The sequence below is a fragment of the Paenibacillus sp. FSL R7-0210 genome, assembly GCF_038009085.1.
Classification (GTDB): Bacteria; Bacillota; Bacilli; order Paenibacillales; family Paenibacillaceae; genus Paenibacillus_AQ; species Paenibacillus_AQ silagei.
Genome location: NZ_JBBPAR010000001.1, coordinates 7,400,060 through 7,423,082 on the forward strand (window position 1 = coordinate 7,400,060; position 23,023 = coordinate 7,423,082).

A 23,023-nucleotide genomic window follows, 5' to 3' on the forward strand; every position below is an offset into this window, starting at 1 on the left:
AGGAGATGAATAAATGAACCTAGCACAAGCAATTAACTATTTATACCCAACTGCCAACCCCATGCACGACTTCATCGTCCAAGACAACGGCCCAGAACCCGTCCTGCGGCCGGAAGCCGAAACCAAGGGCCAGGTACGCTACGAGATCAAGCCGCCAGAAATCGGCGAACAACTCGTAGAGGGCGTCCACTACCGCCATGGCATTGACTATAATCTGCTGATCGAAGGCGAGGACTATGATCTGGTGGAGCGCGGCCCATATATCGCCGTCTGGAATCTGGACGCGCCACAGCCGACAGAGGCTGAATTACAGGCGGCGTGGGAAGCGTATCAAGAAGAAGAAGCGAATAAGCCGCCGGTACTTACGGAGATGGAACAGCTTCAGCAGGAGAATCTGTGGCTAAAGGCGCAGAATAACGCACTAAGCGAACGGGCGGATTTCATTGAGGATCTCATTGCGGAGATGGCCACGCAAGTCTACACGTAATCGTTCAGCGGATCTAACCTGCGCATTACCTCTATTATAGAAAGGTGGTGAGAGCAATGGCATTATTTTTCGCACAACGCGTCATGCTGGGGAAGACGAAGTATAGCGAGGTCCCCTCTACGCTGAAGCCTGCGGTCAAGCAGATTCTGGTGGAGAACGGACTTACGTTCCTTGTAACTGAAGAGTAGATTGCCACAGGCGCCGCTCAGGGCGTTTTTATTTTGCCCTCGGACTCGTCCGGGGGCTAAGTCCAAATATTCACCACAGTGACGATGAAGCTTCAAGTTTAAATCTTAAGTGCGTCTTATAGAACTACTTTAATAACCACTTTAATAACCACTTTAATAACCACACAGAAGGGAGTGAAGCAATGGACAGCAACGATGTTGCGAATCTGGAGAAGCTGCTGCCGCTTGCGGATAAGTATGGACTGGCTTATATCATCGCTCTGATTCTGCTCATGATTATGCTTGTGCTTTTACGGTCAATTGTGAAGGGGAATCTGGTGCCGCGTGAACTGCTGGAGCGTGCTGAGGAAGACCGGGACCGGCTGCAGAATATCCTCGACAAAGAGCGGTCAGACTTCATGGCACCCACGCTTGAAGTCCTGCAGCGATTGAAGATAGACCATTCCGCGGGCAACCATACGGGTAGTAATAGTATTAATGAAGAAGACAGGGGGGGATAACGTGCTGAGTGCGTGGATCAAGCGTCTATCGCCCCTGCACCGGGACAGAGAGCGGAGGCTGGCGCTTGCCGGACATAAAGTTTCGCTCTCTATCCGCAGGTACAAGAATGTCTCTCAGGACATTCAGGATGAAATCAGGAACAACGGGTTCGCCGAGTTCCTAATCTATGATCGGGGGGCAGAAGATGAGCAGCATTGATATTGTGTTGTTACTGGCCTATTCTATATCCTTTATCTGTGCGCTGCTGCTGATGGCTGCGCTTTTTTTGTATTTCCGCCGAAGATTCCGGGTGCGCGTGGTCAGTCTGTTTATGCTGGCGGCGTTCTTTTTCCTCGGGGCGTATACGGTAAAAATGGCGGTGGCCTTCTGGATCAGATTCAGCTCCGCTCCCGCCCCGGACGCTATACGAAGCTCGCTGCAATCGGATGCCTGGGCTATTGCCCAGACGGGAACGACCCTAGGGCTAGTCATTCTAACCCTCTTGATGTACACCAGACGCCGGGATCTGTTCGTGGTCCTCTCTGAAATCAGGAAAGGGGAGGAATCGCATGCTGACGCTGGCTCAAGTCCTGAATAAATCCGCTGCCCGCCTGTCCGGACTTCATCCCGCCGTCCTTGCCGCAGCGACTGCACTGATTGAACGCAGTTATGCTGTTGGAGTTCCCATCCTGATCACGCAAGGTCTGCGGACGATTGCCGAACAGGATGCGCTCTATGCCCAGGGGCGAACCCGGCCGGGAGCAATCGTGACGAATGCGCGCGGCGGGTACAGCTATCACAATTATGGATTGGCGGCGGATTTTGCGCTGCTGCTTCCGGATGGTTCAAGTGTCTCTTGGGATATGAACAGGGATGAGAACCAGAATGGGACCCGGGATTGGCTGGAGGTGGTGCAGCACGCTAAGGCCATCGGGTTCGAATGGGGCGGCGACTGGACCAGCTTCAAGGATTACCCGCATCTGCAGATGAGCTTCGGATTAAGTCTGGCAGATCTGCGAACGGGGAAAAAGCCTACGGCTGCGGCCGTGGAGGCGGTGGTTGAACGCATCAAGCCCAAGGAGGAACAAGCGATGAGGACTCAGATGAAAGTTGCAGTACAGGTGAATGGGAGGAAGATTGCGGACGGGTGGCTGGAGAATGGGGTTACCTATGTTCCTGCACGTAAAATTGCGGAGGCACTGGGCGCTCAGATTGCCTACCATCCGGCTGCCAACACCGTTGATATCACCACCATCCCGCAGAAAGGAGCAATCTCATGATGAACAGCGAACTGCTGGATAATGTATTGGCTTTTGCCTCAATCCTGTCGGTCTTTATTCTTACCCTAGTGCAGCTGATCAAAAATAATACCCGTTTGCCGCGTAACAGCATCCCTTTTATCGGACTTGGCATCGGGCTGCTGGTTGGAGCGGCGGCGTATCCTTTTACAGAGCTGGAGTTGATCTTGCGTCTATGGTCAGGCGGATTGGCCGGGTTATCGGCTACCGGATTATTCGAATTGGCATTCAACAACCGCTCAGGGCACACAATGAAATAAAAGTTAACCTGTGATCAACGGCCGGCTCTGCGGAGCTGGCTGTTTTTGTCGTTTTACGTCATATAACTTCACATGAACACTGCATAAAGTACATATCAAAGAGAGAATATACCAGGAAGAAATACATAATTTTTTGGGACTGCATAAATGGCCGGTTTGGTGTATAATCGAAATCACTGCACTGCTTTACCGCGCAATAAAGTTGAAGATTTCCGGGCGGTTTTATTGTATGATATGAGGAAGCTTTTCAAATAGACAATGTTAAGAGCATTGATCCGGAAGAGGATGGGGGGAGCAGCATGACCGAACTTACGACTACCGTTAGCAAAAGCAACTCCAACAATCTGCTGCGGCGGGACGTACGGTTCCTGGGGAACATACTGGGCGAAGTCTTGGTACACCAAGGCGGCAACGAACTGCTGGATATTGTGGAGAAAATCCGGGAGACCAGCAAATCGCTGCGCTCATTGTTTTTGCCTGAACTGCACAACGAATTTAAAGAGCTGATTAGCTCACTGGACCCGGAGAATCGCCATCAGGTGATCCGTGCCTTTGCGATTTATTTCCAGCTGGTGAATATCGCCGAGCAGAACCACCGGATTCGCCGTAAACGCGACTACGAACGTTCTGCCGGGGAGACTGTACAGCCGGGGTCGATTGAGAGCGCGGTTCAGGAGCTTCGCGAACGGGATTTCTCCCACGAAGAGGTTCTTGAGATTATGAGCGGCATGTCACTCGAGCTGGTTATGACCGCTCACCCTACTGAAGCTATGCGCCGTGCGATTCTCGATATCCACAAACGGATCTCCGACGACGTCATGGGCTTGGATAATCCGACGCTAACGTTCCGCGAACGGGAACAGCTCCGGGAGAAGCTGCTGAATGAGGTTATTACCTTGTGGCAGACCGATGAACTGCGTGACCGTAAGCCAACGGTGCTGGATGAAGTGCGTAACGGGATGTATTACTTCCATGAGACGATTTTTGAAGTGCTGCCGGATGTATATCAGGAGCTTGAGCGCTGTCTGAGCAAATATTATCCGGGCCAGAACTGGCACGTACCGACCTATCTGCGTTTCGGTTCATGGATCGGGGGAGACCGCGACGGCAACCCTTCCGTGAAGGCATCCGTTACCTTGCAGACCCTCCGTCTGCAGCGCAAGCTGGCTATTCGTGAATACCAGCGTATTATGCGCGAGCTGATGCAGTACCTGAGCTTTAGTACAAGCATTGTGAATGTGACGCCGGAACTGCTGGAATCGATTGAGGCAGACCGGAATATTATCAATCTTAACCGGGTCGATGCCTGGCGTAATGATAACGAGCCTTACCGGATTAAGCTCAGCTATATGATCTCCAAGACACAGAATGTGCTGGACGATGAGAAAAAAGGAACACCAGAGCGCTACGCAACCCCGGCGCAATTCATCGACGACCTGAACGTGATTGACCGCAGCCTGCGGCATCACTACGCCGATTATGTAGCAGATACCTACATTAAGAAGCTGATTCGTCAGGTGGAGCTCTTCGGCTTCCACACCTCTACGCTGGATGTCCGCCAGCACAGCCAGGAGCATGAGAATGCAATGACAGAGGTTCTGGCCAAGATGAATGTTACACCGGATTACTCCAAGCTGTCGGAGCAAGAGAAGATTGTGCTGCTGGAGAAGCTGCTGAATGATCCGCGTCCGCTGACTTCCCCTTACCAGTCGTATAGTGAAGGGACAGAGGAATGCCTGGCGGTATACCGTGCGATCTATGAGGCGCAGGAGGAATACGGCAAGCAGTGTATCACAAGCTATCTGATCAGTATGGCGGAGGCGGCAAGCGATATTCTGGAGGTTATGGTCTTCTCCAAGGAAGTCGGCTTGTTCCGCAAAGACAACGACGGTACGGTAGTCTGTACTCTGCAGGCTGTGCCGCTGTTCGAGACGATTGACGACCTGCATGATGCGCCGCAGATTATGCGTACGCTGCTCAACATGCCGATCTACCGCGATGCGGTCCGTGCGATGAATGATCTGCAGGAGATTATGCTGGGATATTCCGACAGTAATAAAGACGGCGGCGTCGTTACCGCGAACTGGGAGCTGCGAGTGGCCCTGAAGCAGATCACAGCGACTGCCGATGAGTTCGGCATTAAGCTGAAATTCTTCCATGGACGGGGCGGCGCCCTGGGACGCGGCGGTATGCCGCTCAACCGGAGCATTCTGGCCCAGCCGGCTTCCACCATCGGCGGCGGGATTAAGATTACCGAGCAGGGTGAGGTTATCTCCTCCCGTTATTCGATGAAAGGCATTGCTTACCGCAGTCTGGAGCAGGCGACATCCGCTCTGATTACGGCCGCTATTCATGCCAGATCGCCGCAAGCGGATCTGTACGAAGCCAAGTGGGATGAGATTATTGCCCGTATCTCTGAAGTCTCGCTGAACAAGTATCAGGATCTGATCTTCCGTGATCCGGATTTCCTGACGTACTTCAAAGAATCAACCCCGCTGCCGGAGGTAGGCGAGTTGAATATCGGCTCACGCCCTTCGAAGCGGAAGAATAGCGAGCGCTTCGAGGACCTGCGTGCGATTCCTTGGGTATTCGCTTGGACGCAGAGCCGTTATCTGCTTCCAGCATGGTATGCCGCCGGAACTGGTCTGCAGAGCTTCTATGAGGGCAAGGAAGAGAATATGAAGATCATGCAGCATATGTATGCGAACTTCTCATTCTTCACGACCCTGATCGATACGCTGCAGATGGCTATTGCGAAGGCGGATCTTGTCATCGCCAAGGAATACGCCGGAATGGGCAAGAACGAGGAAGCACGTGCGCGAATCTTCGGCCAGATTGAGGCTGAGTTCAAGCTGACCTCCGAGCTGATTCTCCAGATCACCGGCCAGCAGGACATTCTGGATAATGTTCCGGTCATTCAGGAATCCATCCGCCTGCGCAATCCGTATGTTGATCCGCTCAGCTACCTCCAGGTTCAGCTCCTCGCCGAGCTTCGCGCCCTGCGTGAGGCTGAGGGGGATGACGCTGAGCTGCTGCGTGAGGTACTGCTCACGATCAATGGTATTGCTGCCGGTCTTCGGAATACCGGCTGATGGTTTGTGAGTACCCGCTCTGACGATCTTGATCTAAAAAGTCGGCGAAGCCGCTTTAGGATTTTGGATCTCAAAGTCGGCGAAGCCGCTTTAAGGTTTTGGATCTCAAAGTCGGCGAAGCCACTTTAAGGTTTTGATTTTCCGATCTTAGGCCCTGGTCTTTCGGTCTTGAATCTTTGAAGCCTGCCCTAAGCCGCTTCAGAATTCCCCGCCCGCTTCCTAACCGGAGGTGGGCTTTTTTTATAGGAATTGGCGGTCACGAAGGCACATATGAGCCAATGTATGTGAAAAACCGAATAGAAATAGAATGAGGATAAAGCAGGTGGATGCAAAACAGTGGGGTGCTGCCCTAAGAGGGGCATAAGGCAACGTCATGCTCTATGTGTTAGGAGGATTTTGTTGTAAAGGAAGGGAGGCCGGGAGTCGCAGACCCGGCCGAGCCCATGCCCCACCCCATTGTTGCCTGAGATATACCTGGGCAACAAGAAAAGCAGTGGGGGGAACCAGGCTGATGGAGGGGGCGGAGCGGAAATTTGGAACTGTAGGAGCGATAGCGTTCGCCTTTATTGGCAGATTTCAACCGCAGCGTGCGGTTCCAATCAAGAAATCTGCCAATAACAGCGACCGGAAGTCCAAATGTTCTGCGCAGCCCCCGACTAATCAGCCGCCAGGGGGGCCAGGGGGTTCCTCCAGCGATCAGCCGCCAGCAACCCGGCAGCAAGCTTTTCCAGCACATTATATAGAAGGTAACAATACAAACCTTGATTTTTGCAAGCACATGATTTACGATTTAAATGCTTGTACCGTGGTCTTCGAAGAGCTGAAAGTCCAAGGGCGGCAAGTCTGGGGGAGTTAACAGGTGGAGAATCTGGAAGGCAGACTGACAAAGCTCGCCCTGAAGGGTGACCAAAGGGCATTTGCCGAGCTTGTGGAACTATATAAAGACAAAATTTATCATTTGGCTTACCGTATGCTGAATAACCGCCATGAGGCGGAGGATGTTGTTCAGGAGACTTTTTTGCGCGTCTACAGAAATTTGGATAGGTATGATGATAAGCAGAAGTTCTCGACATGGATCTACCGGATTGGCACGAACCTCTGCATTGACCGGCTGCGTAAGCGTCGCCCGACCTATTCCCTGGATGCCGAGATGAACGACCAGGAGGGGATTGACGGGTATTCGATGATTCCGAGCAATAATGTGACCCCGGAGACGGAACTGCTGCTCTCGGAGACACAGAGACTCATCTATGAAGCCATCGACAGCCTGCCCGTGAAGTACAGGTCGGTTATGATTCTGCGCTATCTGCAGGATTTGTCGCTTCAGGAGATCGGCGATGTGCTGGATATGCCTGTAACGACGATCAAGACCCGGGTGCATCGTGGCCGTGAGTTTTTACGTAAAAAGTTAGGACCCAAATTGTAAAAATAGATTATTTTTTATGAAACTCCTGCATTGCAGGGACGTATGTAAGTTAAGCAAGTCTTATGCACTAAATTAGCACGTATGAAAGGATTGGCTCCTATGGAATGCAAACTGGCCGTCTCTATGATGCACGACTACCTGGATGACGACTTGCCCGACCTGCAGCAGAGGGAATTGAAGGAGCATCTTTTATCCTGTACGGAGTGCCGTGCGAGGTTCAAAGAACTGGAACAGACCGATATGCTGATGTTTTCCCTGATGCACCAGACACCTGTGGCCTCGGAGGATTTGGTTGGCCGGATTATGGATTCATTACCGAAACCCAAGAAGGAAAGAGCCTTCATCACCTGGATCAAGCGGCATCCGGCCCTGACGGCGGCGTCTATGTTCATTCTTGTGATGTTGATGAGCTCCGTAACCTTTTGGAATCAGGATCGGCAACTTGTGGTTAGAGGGGCAGACCTCGACCAGGTTGTGATCAAGGGGAATACGGTGATTGTACCCTCCGGCAAAATTATCTCCGGCGATCTGACGGTGGAGAACGGTAAGACTCAAGTCTACGGGGAAGTCAACGGGAACGTAACGGTAATCGACGGCTCGCTGTATCAGGCTTCAACCGCCCATATCTCCGGGCAAGTCAAAAGTATAGACCAAGCCGTAAGCTGGATCTGGTATAAAGTGACGAACATGTTCTCTGAAGTTGCCTACCGATAGCTAAATGTTGGTCGCTTGTAGCAGATAACTCATTTGCGCCTCTTTTTCCGGAAAGATGGCGCTTTTTTGTTGCCTGAAATGACAGGTTCATCAATTTACCAGCCGCCAAACTTGCAACCGGAGGCGTAACGTTATACCCTAGAATAAGATTCAAGCTTAACAGACAATTTACATAAACCCAGTTAATTTGAAATCACGGGGGTTTTCGGCCATGAGCTACTTTACCGACCTTACATGGAAAGAATCCATTAAAGATATAATTGATATTCTAATTGTCAGCTACATTATCTATAAAGTGCTCAATATGGTGCGCGGGACGCGGGCGGTTCAACTGCTGAAGGGGATTATGGTCCTGGTCGTCATCTGGGGCGGCAGTACTCTACTGGATCTGTATACCCTGAGGTGGCTGATGAACCAGGTGTTTACTTTTGGGATACTCGCGATTTTTATTATTTTTCAGCCGGAGCTGCGGCGGGGGCTGGAACAGCTCGGCCGGGGCAAGTTCTTCGGGCGGAATGCGGAGAATGATGAGGAGATCAGTAAATTAATCGGTGAAGTGATTAAAGCCGTGAATTATCTGGCTGTCCGCAAAATCGGGGCATTGATCGTATTCGAACGGGCCACGGGGCTTAATGAATATACGGAATCCGGGATCGCCATGCGCTCTGAGGTCAGCTCCGAGCTGCTGATTAATATCTTCATCCCCAATACGCCGCTGCATGACGGAGCGCTGATTATGCAGGGAGGCCAGATCGCTGCGGCAGCCTGTTACCTGCCGCTCTCGGAGAATCCGTTCATCAGCAAGGAGCTGGGAACCCGGCACCGGGCCGCAATCGGTATCAGTGAGGTGGCAGACTCGGTGTCTGTGGTCGTCTCTGAGGAGACCGGCCTGATCTCGCTGGCCATCAATGGACAAATTGTCCGGGATATCAAGGAAGAGTCCCTGATCTCGAAGCTGCACCAAGAGCTGAGCGCAACCAGCTCGCCCCTGATGGAGAAGAGCTCCGCTTTCTGGAAACGGAGGGGGAATAAAGACAATGGATAAATGGATGAAGAACAATAACTTCAACAAGATCCTTGCCCTGGCTCTGGGGATTATTCTGTGGACCATTGTGCATGTGGATACAGCGCCAACGTACCAGACTACGGTTAATACCGAATCGAAGACGATTGAGAATGTCAAAGTGGAGATTGAAGGCTTCGACAGTGAGAATTATGTACTGACCAAGGATGTGGACAGCGTCAGGATGGAAGTAAGAGGCAAGAAGTCCGATCTGACCTACAAGTTCTCCGATGCCTATCGGGTATGGCTGGATCTGAAGGATGTGAAGCCCGGTGATAACACGCTTCCGCTGATGTATTCGACTCCAAGCGGTGTAACCCTGGATGATATGGTCCCGAATCAGGTGAATGTGCATATCGAGGCGCGGACGACGAAGTCTTTTCCCGTCTCGCTGAATATTACGGGAGAGCCGGCAGCAGGCTATGAAGTAGGCAGTCCTGTGATTGACCCGGTATCCGTGGAGGTTACTCTTCCGGCAAGTGATCTTGGACGGGTAGCGAAGGTGCAGGGGAAGGTGGAACTGGAGGGGCAGAATGAGACTTTTAGCGAGAAGAGGCTGAAGCTCTTTGCTCTGGACAGTAAGGGGAATGAGCTGGAGGATGCGGTCATTGAACCCTCTACAGTAGCGGTAGAAGTCCCTGTTACCCTCCCGTCCAAAACCTTGCCGCTGGACATCAGCTTCACCGGCAGTCTGCCCGGTTCCCTGGTGCTGTCCAGGGTAACGCCTGAACAGGATATGGTCACCGTGTACGGCAGTGCAGAGACCCTGAAGACCTTATCCTCATATGAGGCTGTACTGGATTTGAGCACTATCAAGAATGCGGGTACAGAGCAGATGAAGCTGGAGCTTAAGCCGCCGGAGGGCACAGGCAAGATTGAACCTGCCGCAATGACCGTAGCGGTCTCTGCGGCGGAGATTACCCAGCGGACCCTCTCTGCTATCCCCATTAAGCTGGAGGGCGTCAGCAGCGGGCTGACAGCCCGTGTCATAGACCCTGGAAGCGCCACTATGGATCTGACCCTATCAGGTGCGCCAACACTGCTGGACCAGCTCGACCAGGATAGCATCAGTGTGGTTGCAGATGTCGTGGGGCTTACGGCCGGTGTTTACGATATTACGCTGCAGGTGTCGCTCCCCCGGTTCATTACCCTGGAGAATGCCGCCTCGCAGCTTGTTGCGAAGGTGGAGCTGGTAGCGCCTGCTGCTCCGGCCGCGACTGCCGTGCCGGACAGTAGCCCTATCCCGACGCCTACGCCGGAGCCCAGTGCTGAGCCTGCATCCGGGGACGAGACGCTCGTAGAGCCAACCCCGGAGCACACCGCCGAGATTATAGAGGAGACCCCGACGCCGACACATATTCCGCCGGAGACTGCTGAACCAACGCCGCCCGCAAGCGGCAATAATGCCGACAGTACGGGCGGAACGTAACCTTCCGGGCATGTAAAAGTCTATTTATATGCACCTGACATACACGAATTATCGAATCATTCATACTATAATTTATTAAGCTGAAGCAGCGTATTCTAAAGGAGAAAAAAAGATGGGTAAGTATTTCGGAACAGATGGCGTACGCGGGGTGGCTAACCGTGAATTAACAGCAGAAATGGCCTACAGTATTGGACGCTGCGGGGGATATGTGCTGGCAGGAAATGTGGAAAAGCCTAAAGTGGTCATCGGCATGGATACACGGATCTCGGGTCCAATGCTGGAATCTTCACTCATTGCGGGTTTGTTGTCCATTGGGGCAGATGTGATCCGTCTGGGTGTAGTCTCTACACCTGCTGTTGCTTATATCACAAGATTGCTCCAGGCGGATGCCGGAGTGATGATCTCTGCTTCACATAATCCGGTGGAGGATAACGGAATCAAGTTCTTTGGCGGAGACGGCTTCAAGCTGACAGACGAAACGGAGCTGCGCATCGAGGAGCTGATGGATGCCGAGCACGATGAGCTGCCGCGTCCGGTAGGATCGGGTCTGGGCACGCTGCGGGTCGATGATCAAGCGAAATATCTCTACCTGGAGTATCTGAAGACTACCATCGACCAGAGCTTCAAGGGCACGAAGGTGGTGCTCGACTGCGCACACGGCGCAGCCTATGAGCTGGCACCCCGATTATTCAAGGAACTGGGCGCTGAAGTAATTTCCATTGGGGCAGAGCCGGACGGGCTTAATATCAATGACGGCTTCGGCTCTACACACCCGGAGACTCTGCGTGCAGAGGTGCTGCGCCATGGTGCGGATCTTGGGCTTGCTTTTGACGGGGATGCGGACCGCCTGATCGCTATCGATGAGAACGGCGACGAGGTGGACGGCGACTTCATTCTCTGCATTTGCGGGGATGCGATGAACCGTGCAGGGAAGCTGAAGGATGGTACCATTGTATCTACAGTAATGAGCAACATCGGTTTCTACAAGGCAACAGAGAAGCTGTCGCTGAATACGGCGAAGACTGCGGTCGGTGACCGTTATGTGATGGAAGAGATGCGCCGCGGCGGCTATAATCTGGGCGGGGAACAATCCGGCCATGTGATTTTCCTGGATTATAATACTACAGGTGACGGAATTCTGACTGCGATTCAACTGGTGAATACCATGAAGTCTTCCGGCAAAAAGCTAAGCACACTGAAGTCCATGATGACTAAGTATCCGCAGGTGCTGGTCAATGTGCGTGTTCAGGACAAAACCAATTATCCGAATAATCCGGCCATTGAGGCCGCGATCATAGAAGTGGAAAGTAAGCTGGGCGACAACGGACGTGTGCTGGTGCGTCCTTCGGGAACCGAGCCGCTGATCCGTGTAATGGCCGAAGGGCCGGATAAGGCGGAGCTAGATCTTTTTGTAGGGCAGATTGTTGAAGTGGTTCAGCGCGAGCTGGTGTAATCACTCACTGAAGTAGCAGGAACGGGTAGCCGGTGGATGGATCAATCCGATTCGTTCACCGGCTGAATGATTAATGTGGTCATGGCTGTTTGGAAAAAGTGTGAAATGGATGAAAAAGGTTTTCTTCGCCACATCGTTGCAAAAACGGGTTGAGGTGCATATAATAGACTAAGTGTCATTCCAGAAGGAAAGCGGGGATCGTAAGGTCATTGCAACACAAGCGCCAGAGCTTGATCTTGCGCGGGAGAGAAGGGAGGACCGGTGGCTGCGTAAGCAGTACAGGACGGTCTGAACGGATCACGGCAGATGTAAGCTGACGAGGTGGAGGTGTTCGAAATGTTCGGCGGGGACCTCCCGGTGATGCACCAGAGCCGTAAATGGAAGCGGAAAATGCGAGGGCGACCTTGCACACAACGCTTTTGTGGGTGCTAACTTAAAGATGTACAAATCATGGGTATGCGCATTTGCAGGATTGCAGACGGTTCTGCCACGGCAGAGGAGAAGACTGTGCATAATCGTGACTAACGATGTAATTGACAGGTTATCATGTTGGGTGTAATGGACAACATCATATTTGCTTTTCTTCAAAACATGCCGCACGGCACGTTTCTTTCCTCATGCGCGCCTAATTACGATAAATTGGACGGAGGAAATTATAATGTGTGGTATTGTAGGATATATTGGTAATCAGAATTCGCAGGGGATCTTGGTCGAGGGTCTGAAGAAGCTGGAATATCGCGGGTATGATTCCGCTGGTATTGCTGTGTTCACGAAGGATGGTCTGCAGGTGGTAAAAGCACAGGGACGTATGGCGAACCTGGAATCCCGTCTGGATGCGACTCCACTGACAGGAAGTGCCGGCATCGGCCACACCCGCTGGGCAACACACGGCAAGCCGTCCGATGAGAACTCTCATCCTCACACTGACAACAGCCACAAATTCTCGGTAGTACACAACGGGATTGTCGAGAATTATCTGGATCTCAAGGAAGAACTGATTGCCGGAGGATGCCACTTCACCTCGGAGACAGATACAGAAGTCATCTCCCACCTGATTGCCCGTGAATACAAGGGAGATATCGTTAAGGCTGTACAGCAGGCGATTTCTTACATGCGCGGAGCGTTTGCCCTGGGTGTACTGACTGAATATGAACCGGATAAGCTGGTAGCTGTGCGTCAAGCCAGCCCGCTGATCATCGGTCTTGGAGAAGGCGAGAACTTTATCGGGTCCGATATTCCTGCATTGCTGGAATACACCCGGAACGTATATATCCTGAACGACGGCGAAATGGCTGTATTGACACGGGATGCTGTCGAACTGATGACGATTGAAGGCAATTTTATTTCTCGGGAAATGATTACTGTCGATTGGGATGCCGTTACCGCAGAAAAGGGCGGTTATGAGCACTTCATGCTGAAAGAAATCCACGAGCAGCCTAAGGCATACCGTGATACCATGCGCGGACGGATGAATGCGGAAGGCAACAAAGTCATTCTGCCTGAGCTTAACCTGACAGAAGAACAAATCAAGAACATCCGCAATATCCAAGTGGTAGCTTGCGGTACTGCATATAATGCCGGTCTGGTTGGACGTAACCTGATTGAGTCCCTGGTACGCATTCCTGTAGAGAATGACATCGCTTCTGAATACCGTTACCGTTCGCCAATCGTAACTCCGGAGACACTGGTTATTGTAGTCAGCCAATCGGGTGAAACTGCAGATACACTGGCTGCTCTTCGTGAAGGTCAAGCGAACGGAGCCCATGTGCTGGCGATCACCAACGTAGTAGGCAGCTCTATCGCCCGGGAAGCAGACAGTGTACTGGTTACGCTGGCTGGTCCAGAGATCGCTGTAGCTTCGACCAAGGCTTACACTTCTCAGCTGATCGCATTCACTTTGCTGGGTCTGTATCTGGCTGAAGTACGCGGCACACAGTCTGAGTCTGAGGTTACCAAGATTCTGGCCGCTATGCAGTCTCTGCCGGAGCAAGTTGAAGTCATCCTGGGTCAAAAAGACGCGATCAAAGCCTACGCTGAGCAAATCGCTGAGCACAAGCACCTGTTCTTCATCGGCCGCGGCGTAGATTACGCTGTAGCTCAAGAAGGCTCTCTTAAGCTCAAGGAAATCTCCTACATTCACTCCGAAGCCTATGCTGCGGGTGAACTGAAGCATGGTACCCTGGCACTGATCGAAGAAGGTGTTCCGGTCATCGCTCTGGCTACCCTGGAATCCGTGCTGGAGAAGACCGTCAGCAACATCAAAGAAGTGAAGGCCCGTGGCGCCCATGTCATGGCCATCACCCACGAAGAGCACAAAGACGACCTGCTCCGCTCCGTTGACCAGGTATTCGTAATCCCTCAGACTCTGCCGCTGCTGACTGCTGCACTGTCTGTAGTTACCCTGCAGCTGCTGGCTTACTATGCTTCGCTGGCTCTGGGTCATGATGTGGATAAGCCAAGAAATCTGGCTAAGAGTGTTACTGTGGAGTAGGGGATATAGATTTACTGTCAGAAGAAAATAAAGTTTAGACTGATGAAATTGGCGATACTGTTATTAGAGCTGTTCTACTGTCTACAGAACTTACATCCAGAATAACACCATGACTCCAAACGGGGCTACCTTCGGGTAGCTCCGTTTTCTTTTAAGGAGGTGCTGTCATCTTGGCCAAATGAAAACGTGAAATCTCAGACATGAAGATCAATAGGTTAATTAATGAATATTAAGCCAAGGAACGAGGGCCGCCTATCTTCCGTGGTTGTGAATACAGGGTGGGCTCTGCTTAAGGAAATGCCTTCTTATTCAATCCGAATCACTATAGTGTGTATTTCTTCTGGTAAACGATTTTTAATATGTCCGAATGGTGCGCACCTATGCAATTGTTCAAGTATCCAATAGTATGTTTACGAAGTAAATAATAGAGATTGAACGGTCGGGTAATTGGTGATATTTACATTTTTTTATAGAACCAATTAGAGATAGTGCCTCGAAATTGATATAGAATGAGATAAGTGATTTATTGAATAGTCTGGTATTTAAAAGGGACTATTGGGATAAAGTAATGTTTAATCAAATTAACAATTTGAAAATAGAAAAGATGAAGCATCTTACAGCTGATTTCATAAAAGACTGGTCTCGCAAAATATGTAGTAAACTACAATAATATATACAAAAATATGTGTTGAGACTAAGAATTTACTATATAATCTACTTATAAGATAACTAAGACTGGTAGGTAACTAACTGTGAAATATACTTGTATTGAAGTCTTTTGTGGTGCTGGGGGACTAGCTTATGGACTAAAAAAGGCAGGATTCAAAGTATTGTATGCATTTGATCATAATGAGTCAGCGATTAAAACATTTAAGCATAATATAAATAAAAAAGCTGTTATTGCAGATGCACTAAAAATATCCGCAGAGGAAATAATAAAGAAGACCAAACTTGCAAAGGGTGAACTCACACTTTTATCCGGAGGGCCTCCCTGTCAAGGGTTTTCTAGACAAAACAAAAATGGTGAGAATGGTGATAAACGAAATAGATTAATAGTAAAATATATCCGATTAGTGCAAGGAATAGAGCCTAAGTTTTTTTTGTTAGAAAATGTGGATACCTTTAAAAAAAAGCGTGGCCAAGCATATCTTAATCTACTCCAGCAAGGATTAACAAACACATATAATATCATGGTAAGAGAAATTAATTGTGCTGATTTTGGTGTTCCTCAAACCAGGAAAAGGACGATTGTAATTGGTGTTCGTAAGGATATTAATTGTATATATACATTCCCTGAAGTAAGTCACCCACAATATAAATGGGTTACTGTTAGGCAGGCGTTAAAAGGACTAGATTCACCACCAGCAGATGGATCGGAACATCCTGAATTACCAAATCATACCCTTGCAAATATTACGGAGATAAACCGGGAGAGAATTAAGTATGTTCCTCAAGGTAGTGGACGAAAATGCTTACCTCGAAGACTTCAGTTACAATGTCATAAGAAAAAAACAGGTTGGCCGGACGTTTATGGTAGGATGTCTTGGGATAAGCCTGCACCAACAATCACGGGAGGATTTGATAACTTTACTAGAGGTAGATTTGCTCATCCTCAAGAACATAGACCCATAACATCTAGAGAAGCGGCAATACTTCAGAGCTTTGATAACAAGTTTGAATTTTTTGGAACTAAAGGTGATATAAGACAACAAATAGGTAATGCCGTTCCACCATTGTTAGCAAAGGTACTTGGAAAATCCATAATTACAGCTCTAAAGGCTGCAGAAGTAACAAGTCTTAAATAAGGAGTGGTTCTTTTGGCAAGATTTCGAACCAAAGCTCGAGCAGTAGATCTACTGGGTAAGCAGCAAATTCGAGATGAGATTACAGCAATTTCAGAGTTATTGAGAAACTCTTATGATGCCGATGCATCAGAGGGACTCATTGATGTGTCTTTAAAAGAAGAACATATAGTGGTCTGGGATGATGGCGATGGAATGAATGAAAAAGACCTCGTAAATAACTGGTTGACTATAGGCACTTATTCTAAAGCAAAAGCTTCACCTGTGAAAACTTCCAAACGTCGCATTAAAATTGGTGAAAAAGGTATCGGTCGATTAGCTATATCTTTGCTAGGAAATCAGTTGTTGATCATTTCGAAAAAAAAGGTTGAGAATGTGTGGTCTCTGCTTTATTTACACTGGGGCTTATTTAGAAATGAACAGCTGTTTTTAGAAGATATTGAGATACCAACAAGAAGCTTTAATTCAGTATCTGATCTTAATAGTTTTTTGGAGAACGATTTCCAATCTCTAAAGAATGAATTGATTGAAAATCTTGATTATCCGAATAAATGGAATGATGAAGAAAAATCAAAAATTAGGAGCGAAATTCTTAACTTCAAACTTTCTAAGGATATTTATAAGAGAATACAAATAAATGAATCTCGAGGTGGAGGGACAATCTTTTTCATTAGAAATATTGAGAACGATTGGGATTGGGAAATTTATAAGACTAATATTGAAGATGAGAGTCGAAAAGAGAGAAAACGGAGACTTCAAAATGTGCTTGTGTCTTTCTCGAATTTAATTGATTTATTTGATAAAAAAGAAGATGAAAATAGTAATGATGGTTTCACTCCACGTATACATATAGATGGTCAAAAATTAGAACGAGAATCATGGTTTAATCCAGATGACATTGAATTATATGATTATGCTCTTAAGGGGAAAATAGAAGAGGGCTTATTTACTGGGCAGGTTTATGTTCGTAATTCATCTGACACTGATGTTTTTGACGTAACAAACATTGAACTGACCAATGGCATCCATACAAGCAGTATGGCAAATTGTGGTCCTATTGATGTTAAGTGGTTTTTTATTGAAGGGAGAGATGATCTAACTTCACTGACAAAAGAACAATCAAATATGATGCGTGAAAAACTAAGCGATTCTGGAGGTATATATGTCTTCCGTGATGGTTTAAGAATACTACCTTACGGAGAGCCAGGGAACGATTTTCTGAGAATCGAAGAAAGACGTTCAAAAGGAGCAGGCTACTATCTTTTCAGTCATAGAAGAATGTATGGTTTTTTGGAGATTAGTAAACTGAAAAATAAAAACCTAATTGATAAATCAAGTAGAGAAGGTTTTGTAGAGAATACGTTTTACAAATATTTTATAGCAGTTAGCCAAAATCTACTGGTTTGGTGGGCAAGAGATTTTCTTGAATCTACAAAGGAATCTGGATTGCGCGCTCAAAGAATTAAGAGATTACAAGAGGATAGAGAAAGAGACGAAAGAATAATTAAGCAACAGAGAGAAGAAGAAAAAAGAGAAAGAATGTATTTCCGTGAATTAATGGATGTATTGAATTCATTTCAAACACAGGTGGATAGTAGCTACAATCGTATTAAGAACATCATTCAATTGGAATTAGAATCAAAAGTAAAATATTTAGAACACAGATGTGCCAATATACAGGAATATTCTGACGAATTATTCTATATAAAAATGGAACTATATAAGTTCATTTCTGATTTGGATGAATTGGTAATCCCCTATAATTCGAGATATTTTCATTCTCCAGAGACTCTAGATCAAATTGATCAAGCAGGCTTGCTGATTAAAATGTATAAAACTAAATTAGAGAGCATCATAGAAGATTCAATCAATAACTTGGAGGAACCCGACTTTAGTACTGCTAACGACAGTAATGAAGATAAGGTTGATGTGCTCTCGGATAGAATTCAGCAAATCACCAAGTGGAAAGATAATGTATTTAAGCCTCTTTGTGATGAGACGATAAGTAAACATTTAAATGAATTGAAAAACGAATTTTATACTTTAATTAATGACATAATTCATAATTATGAAATTAATCTAAGAAAGTCTCAGCTTCGCTTCATTGAATCTATTCAACTGGAGTTAGAAGAGAGTAATGCTTTATTATATGAAGTTCTAGAGAAAGTACAATCTTTTGATTATATACTTGATCCAACAAATGTTGAAATAGAGATCAGTACCGTAATTAGCCAGCATGAACTTTTAATAAATAAAGCCCAGCAAGAATTATTACAGTTTTCAGTCGGAATAAAAACTTTGGATCTTACAAGGAACATACGGAGTTTTTTACATGAGGCCAAGGAAAAGTTAATAGATGGTGATAAGTATTTTTCAGATGACGATTTCATTGGTTTCTTAAAGAAAGAAGTCATAATGTATAGGGAGCTTTCGTCAATTGGCTTAGCTGCTGAACTTACTAGTCACGAATTTAATGCTCTGTATAATAGCATAAACGAGAATATAAATATACTATATAAATCTCTAAGCAAAACTAAAGCGTTGCCGGTGATAGAGAGAACAAGAAATGCATTTAAATCTTTGGAAAGATTACACCAGAGAATGAGTCCTTTATACCGTCAAGTTAGAGCAAGAAAGGAAAGAATTATTTTAAAACAGTTCATTGATAACGTGCTAGAATATTTTGAATCGGATATCAATAGATATAATATTCAAGTTCATATCCGCTTCTCAGAAGAATTGTTAATTAAAGAAAATGAAGCCGTTTTATTTACTCCTATAGTTAACATTATATCAAACTCTATATATTGGTTACTTAATCAGAGTACCAAAGAAATACATTTTTACGCTAATGATAATAAACTCTATATACATGATACAGGTCCAGGCATTCCTACTAAAGATCAAACAAGGATTTTTGAACCGTTTTTTACAAGGAAAGTTGAAGGTAGAGGTTTAGGACTTTTTTTATCAAGGGATATTTTGGAAAGCAGAGGCCATAAACTTTACCTCATAAGCCAAGGTGAAGAAGTAATACCTCTTAGCGGTGCATGTTTTTGCATTGAGTTTAATACAGAAGCCTTTGGAGATGATATTTAATATGAGTGAGATCATGCAGGTTGAAGCGATAGTGAAGCGATATTTTGATAATGCAGTTATTGTTGATGATCAATTAAACTTTAATGAAATTGAACTGCCTGAAATAACAGACGAAGAACTTGGGGAAATCCCTGATGATTTTTTGATGATTGATGATGTTGCTTCAACTACTGAAAATGATTTAAATGAAAGACCTAAAGAGTTACTTCAACAACTGACTCTTGACGGATTTATTGCATATCCATATAAATATGGTACACAAAGTGCTAGTGCACAACTGAGGTTTTTATCAAAAGTATTAGATACAACAAAATTACTTTTTATCGATTGGAACCTAGAAAATTTCAATCCTGATTCTCCTGAAAAACCTGGAAAAGCAGCTATTGAAATTTTGAATTATTACTCAAGCCAACTAGTTGGTTTAAAATGTGCAGTAATCTACACACAAGAAGATTGTGACGTTGTTATAGGTCAAATCTCTTCACATTTCGATGTAATTGATAGAGAAAGTTATTTTTTTCAAGAGCACGGAAAGACGGAAGGAAACTCTTTATTTGGTTTCGTAATGAAAAAGGATATTGAACCAGCAGAACTTATAAGAAAGATATCGCAAATTTTATTGAGTGATAAATGTATCCCAATTCATATTATGGATAGTGCTAGTAGACTTGAGAAGAGCATAACTAAAGCAATTCATAAATTTAACGCCCCTTTTGAACAGGTACTGTTAACACAGATTTTATCGTCAGAAATTAAAAATGAAGGCATACCGAAATTTTTAGATGATACGTTTCTATCAAGTGTATTATCAGACGACACAGTAATACAACCAAGTAATTTTCTTTTTAGTGCGAAAAGAAACAAAATAAAGAATGTCTTAAAAGCAAAAACAATTCAAATTTCTAATATTTCTACTTTTTTTGATGTTATAAACTTTAAAGGGAAACAAGTGATATTGGATTTATTTAAAAATTCTGAATTTGTTGAAGGTCTGGAGAAAGTTTTTGGGGACGAAGAAATTATATCATTTGAAGATTTGAAAACGAGAATTCGTTCAATACTCCCAAACCCTTCACTGGATAATAAAATCAATGAAATAGTATTAATGATATTCTTGATTGTCGATTATATTGATAATACTGAGGGATTTAAAAATGCATTTTTAGAACAAACTTATTACTTCACTAAGCTTCTGAAATTTATGGATACAGCAGGAGAAAAAATTCATACAGGAAGCATTTTTAAAAAAAATGATGACGATACTTATTTGTTATGTATTACACCTTTCTGTGATACTCACCGACCAGATAAGGTGAAGGATATATTTAAATTTGTTGTGGGCAATATTGTGAGTTCTGATAAAGAGTTACTTAAGAATAATAGTGATAATTTTGCCTGTACAGGAGTGCCTTTTGATGAGGAGAAAGCTGTGAAATTTATTAGATGGGATTTCTACCACGTAATTTCTATGAAGAAAGAAGAGGTTTTAAGGGATTGTGAGAAGATTTCCACTTTAAGGAAGGAATATATTCAAAATATAATTAATAGATACATTTCATATCAAGCAAGAGCAGGAGTAAATGAACTTTTTTTCAAAGAAACTTACAGAGAATCGTTTTACAACGTATTTAACTAATTAGCCTTAGTCTAATACTTTATTTTTTGTTTTATAACTGCTACATATAGTATAAAAAAGTCAGTATAAAACCTATTTGAGCATTTTTCACTAATCTAAGCCCTTATTATACAAAGGTTTTTCGAGCATGAAAAAGGACTTCACCCCAACTTGTAGAAGTTTTTTGGTAACGACACCAAAATACTCAAGAGGAGGAAGTCTGCTTTGTATATTCTCCAAGAAAGTCTATTTTCCTTTGAGGAGCTTCAAAAAATCGAATCGAAAGAGCGATTGCCTATCTTTTTCAGTGGACTGGACTTACGACCGTATGCGAAATAATTAAGAAATCCTTCACCCCGAGGAGCAGACGGACACTGCCGTCAAGGTATTCTTCACGAACTACTCACGACCTGCTTAGAGAACATCGATACTTTCACCGGTCTTGCGCACAGACTGGAGTTTGACCTTCGCTTCCGTTACCAATGTGGACTTCGACTAGACATCCCTTGCCCCTTCAATTTCTACGTTAAGCCGAGTCTTTGCTGAGTTGACTCGCAAAAGCCTTGCCCAGCGGTTATTTGACGATCATGTCGCTTAGTGTCAAGATGCTGGACTCATCGATGGAAGTCATGTCGCCATCGACAGCGCAGCCATTCACGCCTACGAGAAAAAAGAACCCAAGCGAAAAAGCGAACTCACCGGCAATGCCAACTGGGGAGTTAAACTCGATACGTTTGGCAACAAAGTCAAGTGGTTTGGGTATAAGCTGCATCTGGCCGTCGATACGAAGAGTGACCTTCCGATCGCCCTAAACGTTACACCTGCTCATGTGAATGATGGCGATGAGGAACCTACACTCATGAAGCAAACCGCCGAACGATTCAAGCCTCGTTTTTTCATGTTGGATGCAGGATATGACCAAATGAAAAACTAAGAAACGGCTCGCAGCGTCAAGGCTCAATCGATTATTCCCATGAACCGGAGAAACGAAAAGGAAACTCCCGCAGGCATGACTAACAAAGGGACACCTTGCTGTTCGATGGGCTTTCCGATGACGTATTGGGGATAGGAAAAGGAACGGTTGAAGTTTCGTTGTCTACATGTTACGGGGCAAGGGTTTGTCCTTTAGGCATGACAAGTTGTTGTCGTCTAATAACGGAATGGTCGTTAAAGTTAGCAGCATAGACGATTTACGCCGATATGCGTTACCACACCGAGAACGCGGAAATTGGAAAGAACTCTACAACTAAGGAACCAGTGTGAAACGATGTAACTCTCGAATGAAGTCGTACCTCACCGCAGACCAATTGCATGTTTGGGAATTCAGAAGGTCGCGACTCACCAATATTTGAATGCAATTGTTTACTTGCTTCTGCGCTAGCAGTTATGGAGACAACGAGTCACAAACGCCGCTTGAATTTTCAATTTTATGAAAATCCTGCCCTTGTCCATTTACATCTTCTTCTCTAGAAATTTCATTTCAGCTTGTCAGTCTAACCTTACTTTTTTTTCCGAAATGAATTATGCAAAATGCTCATTTTAAAAAAGTTAACGATTATGTAGCCAAAAAACCGCAACAGATCAACAACACTAGTCTAATATTTTATTTTCTTTAAGAACTGGTGGAATCCGTGGGCTTAGTATGAAATCATCAACCGGAGAGTAGCAGCTTTATTACAAATATACGAAGGATGTGAGCCTTTTGACGAGACTGGTTACAGCTATCCTGAGCCTCCCAGTAGAAGACTGGATCACTCTAGACCCGAGAAACCCCAAACATTTGGATGTCGATGAATCCATAGTAGTTATGAAATGCATTAATTCTTCCTTGTATACGCCGATGCAAACAATGGGGATGTCACACCGTTAGATCAACGGAGAACGGGTGGCCATACGGTTAAGTAGCCTGAAGCTAGTTTTTATAATCCAACGACAGGGCAGCGAGCCATCGTTGAGATTAAGCGCTTCGGATATGAATCTGATAAAGCCAAAGCGGATCTTCTCTTTAAATACCCACAATTTTACAATTATTTTTTAGAAATCAATAGACTTTATTCCAATCCATATACCCGTATTTATTTTAAGTTCACAATTAATAAATTCGGAGTGAGTCTTTGTGATCCTGA

Annotated in this window: 17 protein-coding genes and 1 pseudogene; all 18 read left to right on the forward strand. The window is 45.8% G+C overall.

Features of this window, described 5'->3' with window-relative positions:
- Positions 1 to 13: 13 nt before the first annotated feature.
- Entirely contained in the window at positions 14 to 487 is a 474-nt protein-coding gene (locus MKY64_RS31835) for an XkdW family protein (protein WP_340957867.1), read from the forward strand.
- A 56-nt stretch (positions 488 to 543) separates the two neighbouring features.
- Positions 544 to 675 (forward strand): hypothetical protein, encoded by a 132-nt coding sequence (locus tag MKY64_RS31840; RefSeq protein ID WP_340957868.1) that lies wholly within the window; start codon positions 544 to 546, stop codon positions 673 to 675.
- 182 nt (positions 676 to 857) lie between these two features.
- Positions 858 to 1,175 carry a hypothetical protein gene (locus tag MKY64_RS31845; RefSeq protein ID WP_340751553.1) on the forward strand — a complete coding sequence of 106 codons (318 nt, stop codon included), beginning with the start codon at positions 858 to 860 and terminating at the stop codon, positions 1,173 to 1,175.
- A gap of 1 nt (position 1,176) precedes the next feature.
- Entirely contained in the window at positions 1,177 to 1,374 is a 198-nt protein-coding gene (locus tag MKY64_RS31850; protein WP_036696237.1) for a hypothetical protein, read from the forward strand.
- Complete coding sequence (locus tag MKY64_RS31855; RefSeq protein ID WP_340957869.1) at positions 1,361 to 1,753, forward strand: hypothetical protein; 393 nt, start codon at positions 1,361 to 1,363, stop codon at positions 1,751 to 1,753. Before MKY64_RS31850 ends, MKY64_RS31855 begins: the two co-directional genes overlap by 14 nt.
- Positions 1,725 to 2,435, forward strand: a complete 711-nt coding sequence (locus MKY64_RS31860; RefSeq protein ID WP_340957870.1) for a M15 family metallopeptidase — start codon at positions 1,725 to 1,727, stop codon at positions 2,433 to 2,435. Before MKY64_RS31855 ends, MKY64_RS31860 begins: the two co-directional genes overlap by 29 nt.
- Positions 2,435 to 2,713 (forward strand): holin, encoded by a 279-nt coding sequence (locus MKY64_RS31865; RefSeq protein WP_200869530.1) that lies wholly within the window; start codon positions 2,435 to 2,437, stop codon positions 2,711 to 2,713. Before MKY64_RS31860 ends, MKY64_RS31865 begins: the two co-directional genes overlap by 1 nt.
- A gap of 299 nt (positions 2,714 to 3,012) precedes the next feature.
- A complete protein-coding gene (gene ppc, locus MKY64_RS31870) occupies positions 3,013 to 5,805 on the forward strand; it encodes a phosphoenolpyruvate carboxylase (protein WP_340957871.1) in 2,793 nt (930 codons plus the stop codon).
- A gap of 859 nt (positions 5,806 to 6,664) precedes the next feature.
- Positions 6,665 to 7,231 carry an RNA polymerase sigma factor SigW gene (sigW, locus tag MKY64_RS31875; RefSeq protein WP_339251528.1) on the forward strand — a complete coding sequence of 189 codons (567 nt, stop codon included), beginning with the start codon at positions 6,665 to 6,667 and terminating at the stop codon, positions 7,229 to 7,231.
- A gap of 99 nt (positions 7,232 to 7,330) precedes the next feature.
- Positions 7,331 to 7,945, forward strand: a complete 615-nt coding sequence (locus tag MKY64_RS31880) for an anti-sigma factor family protein (RefSeq protein WP_036724508.1) — start codon at positions 7,331 to 7,333, stop codon at positions 7,943 to 7,945.
- Positions 7,946 to 8,156: 211 nt separating this feature from the next.
- Positions 8,157 to 8,990 (forward strand): diadenylate cyclase CdaA, encoded by an 834-nt coding sequence (cdaA, locus tag MKY64_RS31885; protein WP_036724507.1) that lies wholly within the window; start codon positions 8,157 to 8,159, stop codon positions 8,988 to 8,990.
- Entirely contained in the window at positions 8,983 to 10,437 is a 1,455-nt protein-coding gene (locus MKY64_RS31890) for a CdaR family protein (RefSeq protein ID WP_339251525.1), read from the forward strand. Before cdaA ends, MKY64_RS31890 begins: the two co-directional genes overlap by 8 nt.
- A gap of 112 nt (positions 10,438 to 10,549) precedes the next feature.
- Positions 10,550 to 11,890, forward strand: a complete 1,341-nt coding sequence (glmM, locus tag MKY64_RS31895; RefSeq protein WP_339251523.1) for a phosphoglucosamine mutase — start codon at positions 10,550 to 10,552, stop codon at positions 11,888 to 11,890.
- Positions 11,891 to 12,548: 658 nt separating this feature from the next.
- The gene (gene glmS / locus MKY64_RS31900) at positions 12,549 to 14,381 is read left to right on the forward strand and encodes a glutamine--fructose-6-phosphate transaminase (isomerizing) (RefSeq protein ID WP_339251521.1); all 1,833 of its coding nucleotides are present in this window, start codon (positions 12,549 to 12,551) and stop codon (positions 14,379 to 14,381) included.
- 752 nt (positions 14,382 to 15,133) lie between these two features.
- The gene (locus MKY64_RS31905; protein ID WP_339251519.1) at positions 15,134 to 16,186 is read left to right on the forward strand and encodes a DNA cytosine methyltransferase; all 1,053 of its coding nucleotides are present in this window, start codon (positions 15,134 to 15,136) and stop codon (positions 16,184 to 16,186) included.
- A 12-nt stretch (positions 16,187 to 16,198) separates the two neighbouring features.
- Complete coding sequence (locus MKY64_RS31910) at positions 16,199 to 19,282, forward strand: sensor histidine kinase (RefSeq protein WP_339251517.1); 3,084 nt, start codon at positions 16,199 to 16,201, stop codon at positions 19,280 to 19,282.
- A 1-nt stretch (position 19,283) separates the two neighbouring features.
- Complete coding sequence (locus tag MKY64_RS31915) at positions 19,284 to 20,918, forward strand: hypothetical protein (protein ID WP_339251515.1); 1,635 nt, start codon at positions 19,284 to 19,286, stop codon at positions 20,916 to 20,918.
- A gap of 204 nt (positions 20,919 to 21,122) precedes the next feature.
- Positions 21,123 to 22,278 (forward strand): annotated as a pseudogene (locus tag MKY64_RS33510) (transposase).
- Positions 22,279 to 23,023 lie beyond the last annotated feature (745 nt).

What these genes read in the sequence shown, in the direction of transcription:
- MKY64_RS31835 (WP_340957867.1), top strand. Translation starts at nt 14, where the DNA reads ATGAACCTAGCACAAGCAATTAACTATTTATACCCAACTGCCAACCCC.
- MKY64_RS31840 (WP_340957868.1), top strand. Translation starts at nt 544, where the DNA reads ATGGCATTATTTTTCGCACAACGCGTCATGCTGGGGAAGACGAAGTAT.
- MKY64_RS31845 (WP_340751553.1), top strand. Translation starts at nt 858, where the DNA reads ATGGACAGCAACGATGTTGCGAATCTGGAGAAGCTGCTGCCGCTTGCG.
- MKY64_RS31855 (WP_340957869.1), top strand. Translation starts at nt 1,361, where the DNA reads ATGAGCAGCATTGATATTGTGTTGTTACTGGCCTATTCTATATCCTTT.
- MKY64_RS31860 (WP_340957870.1), top strand. Translation starts at nt 1,725, where the DNA reads ATGCTGACGCTGGCTCAAGTCCTGAATAAATCCGCTGCCCGCCTGTCC.
- MKY64_RS31865 (WP_200869530.1), top strand. Translation starts at nt 2,435, where the DNA reads ATGAACAGCGAACTGCTGGATAATGTATTGGCTTTTGCCTCAATCCTG.
- ppc (WP_340957871.1), top strand. Translation starts at nt 3,013, where the DNA reads ATGACCGAACTTACGACTACCGTTAGCAAAAGCAACTCCAACAATCTG.
- MKY64_RS31880 (WP_036724508.1), top strand. Translation starts at nt 7,331, where the DNA reads ATGGAATGCAAACTGGCCGTCTCTATGATGCACGACTACCTGGATGAC.
- cdaA (WP_036724507.1), top strand. Translation starts at nt 8,157, where the DNA reads ATGAGCTACTTTACCGACCTTACATGGAAAGAATCCATTAAAGATATA.
- MKY64_RS31890 (WP_339251525.1), top strand. Translation starts at nt 8,983, where the DNA reads ATGGATAAATGGATGAAGAACAATAACTTCAACAAGATCCTTGCCCTG.
- glmM (WP_339251523.1), top strand. Translation starts at nt 10,550, where the DNA reads ATGGGTAAGTATTTCGGAACAGATGGCGTACGCGGGGTGGCTAACCGT.
- glmS (WP_339251521.1), top strand. Translation starts at nt 12,549, where the DNA reads ATGTGTGGTATTGTAGGATATATTGGTAATCAGAATTCGCAGGGGATC.
- MKY64_RS31915 (WP_339251515.1), top strand. Translation starts at nt 19,284, where the DNA reads ATGAGTGAGATCATGCAGGTTGAAGCGATAGTGAAGCGATATTTTGAT.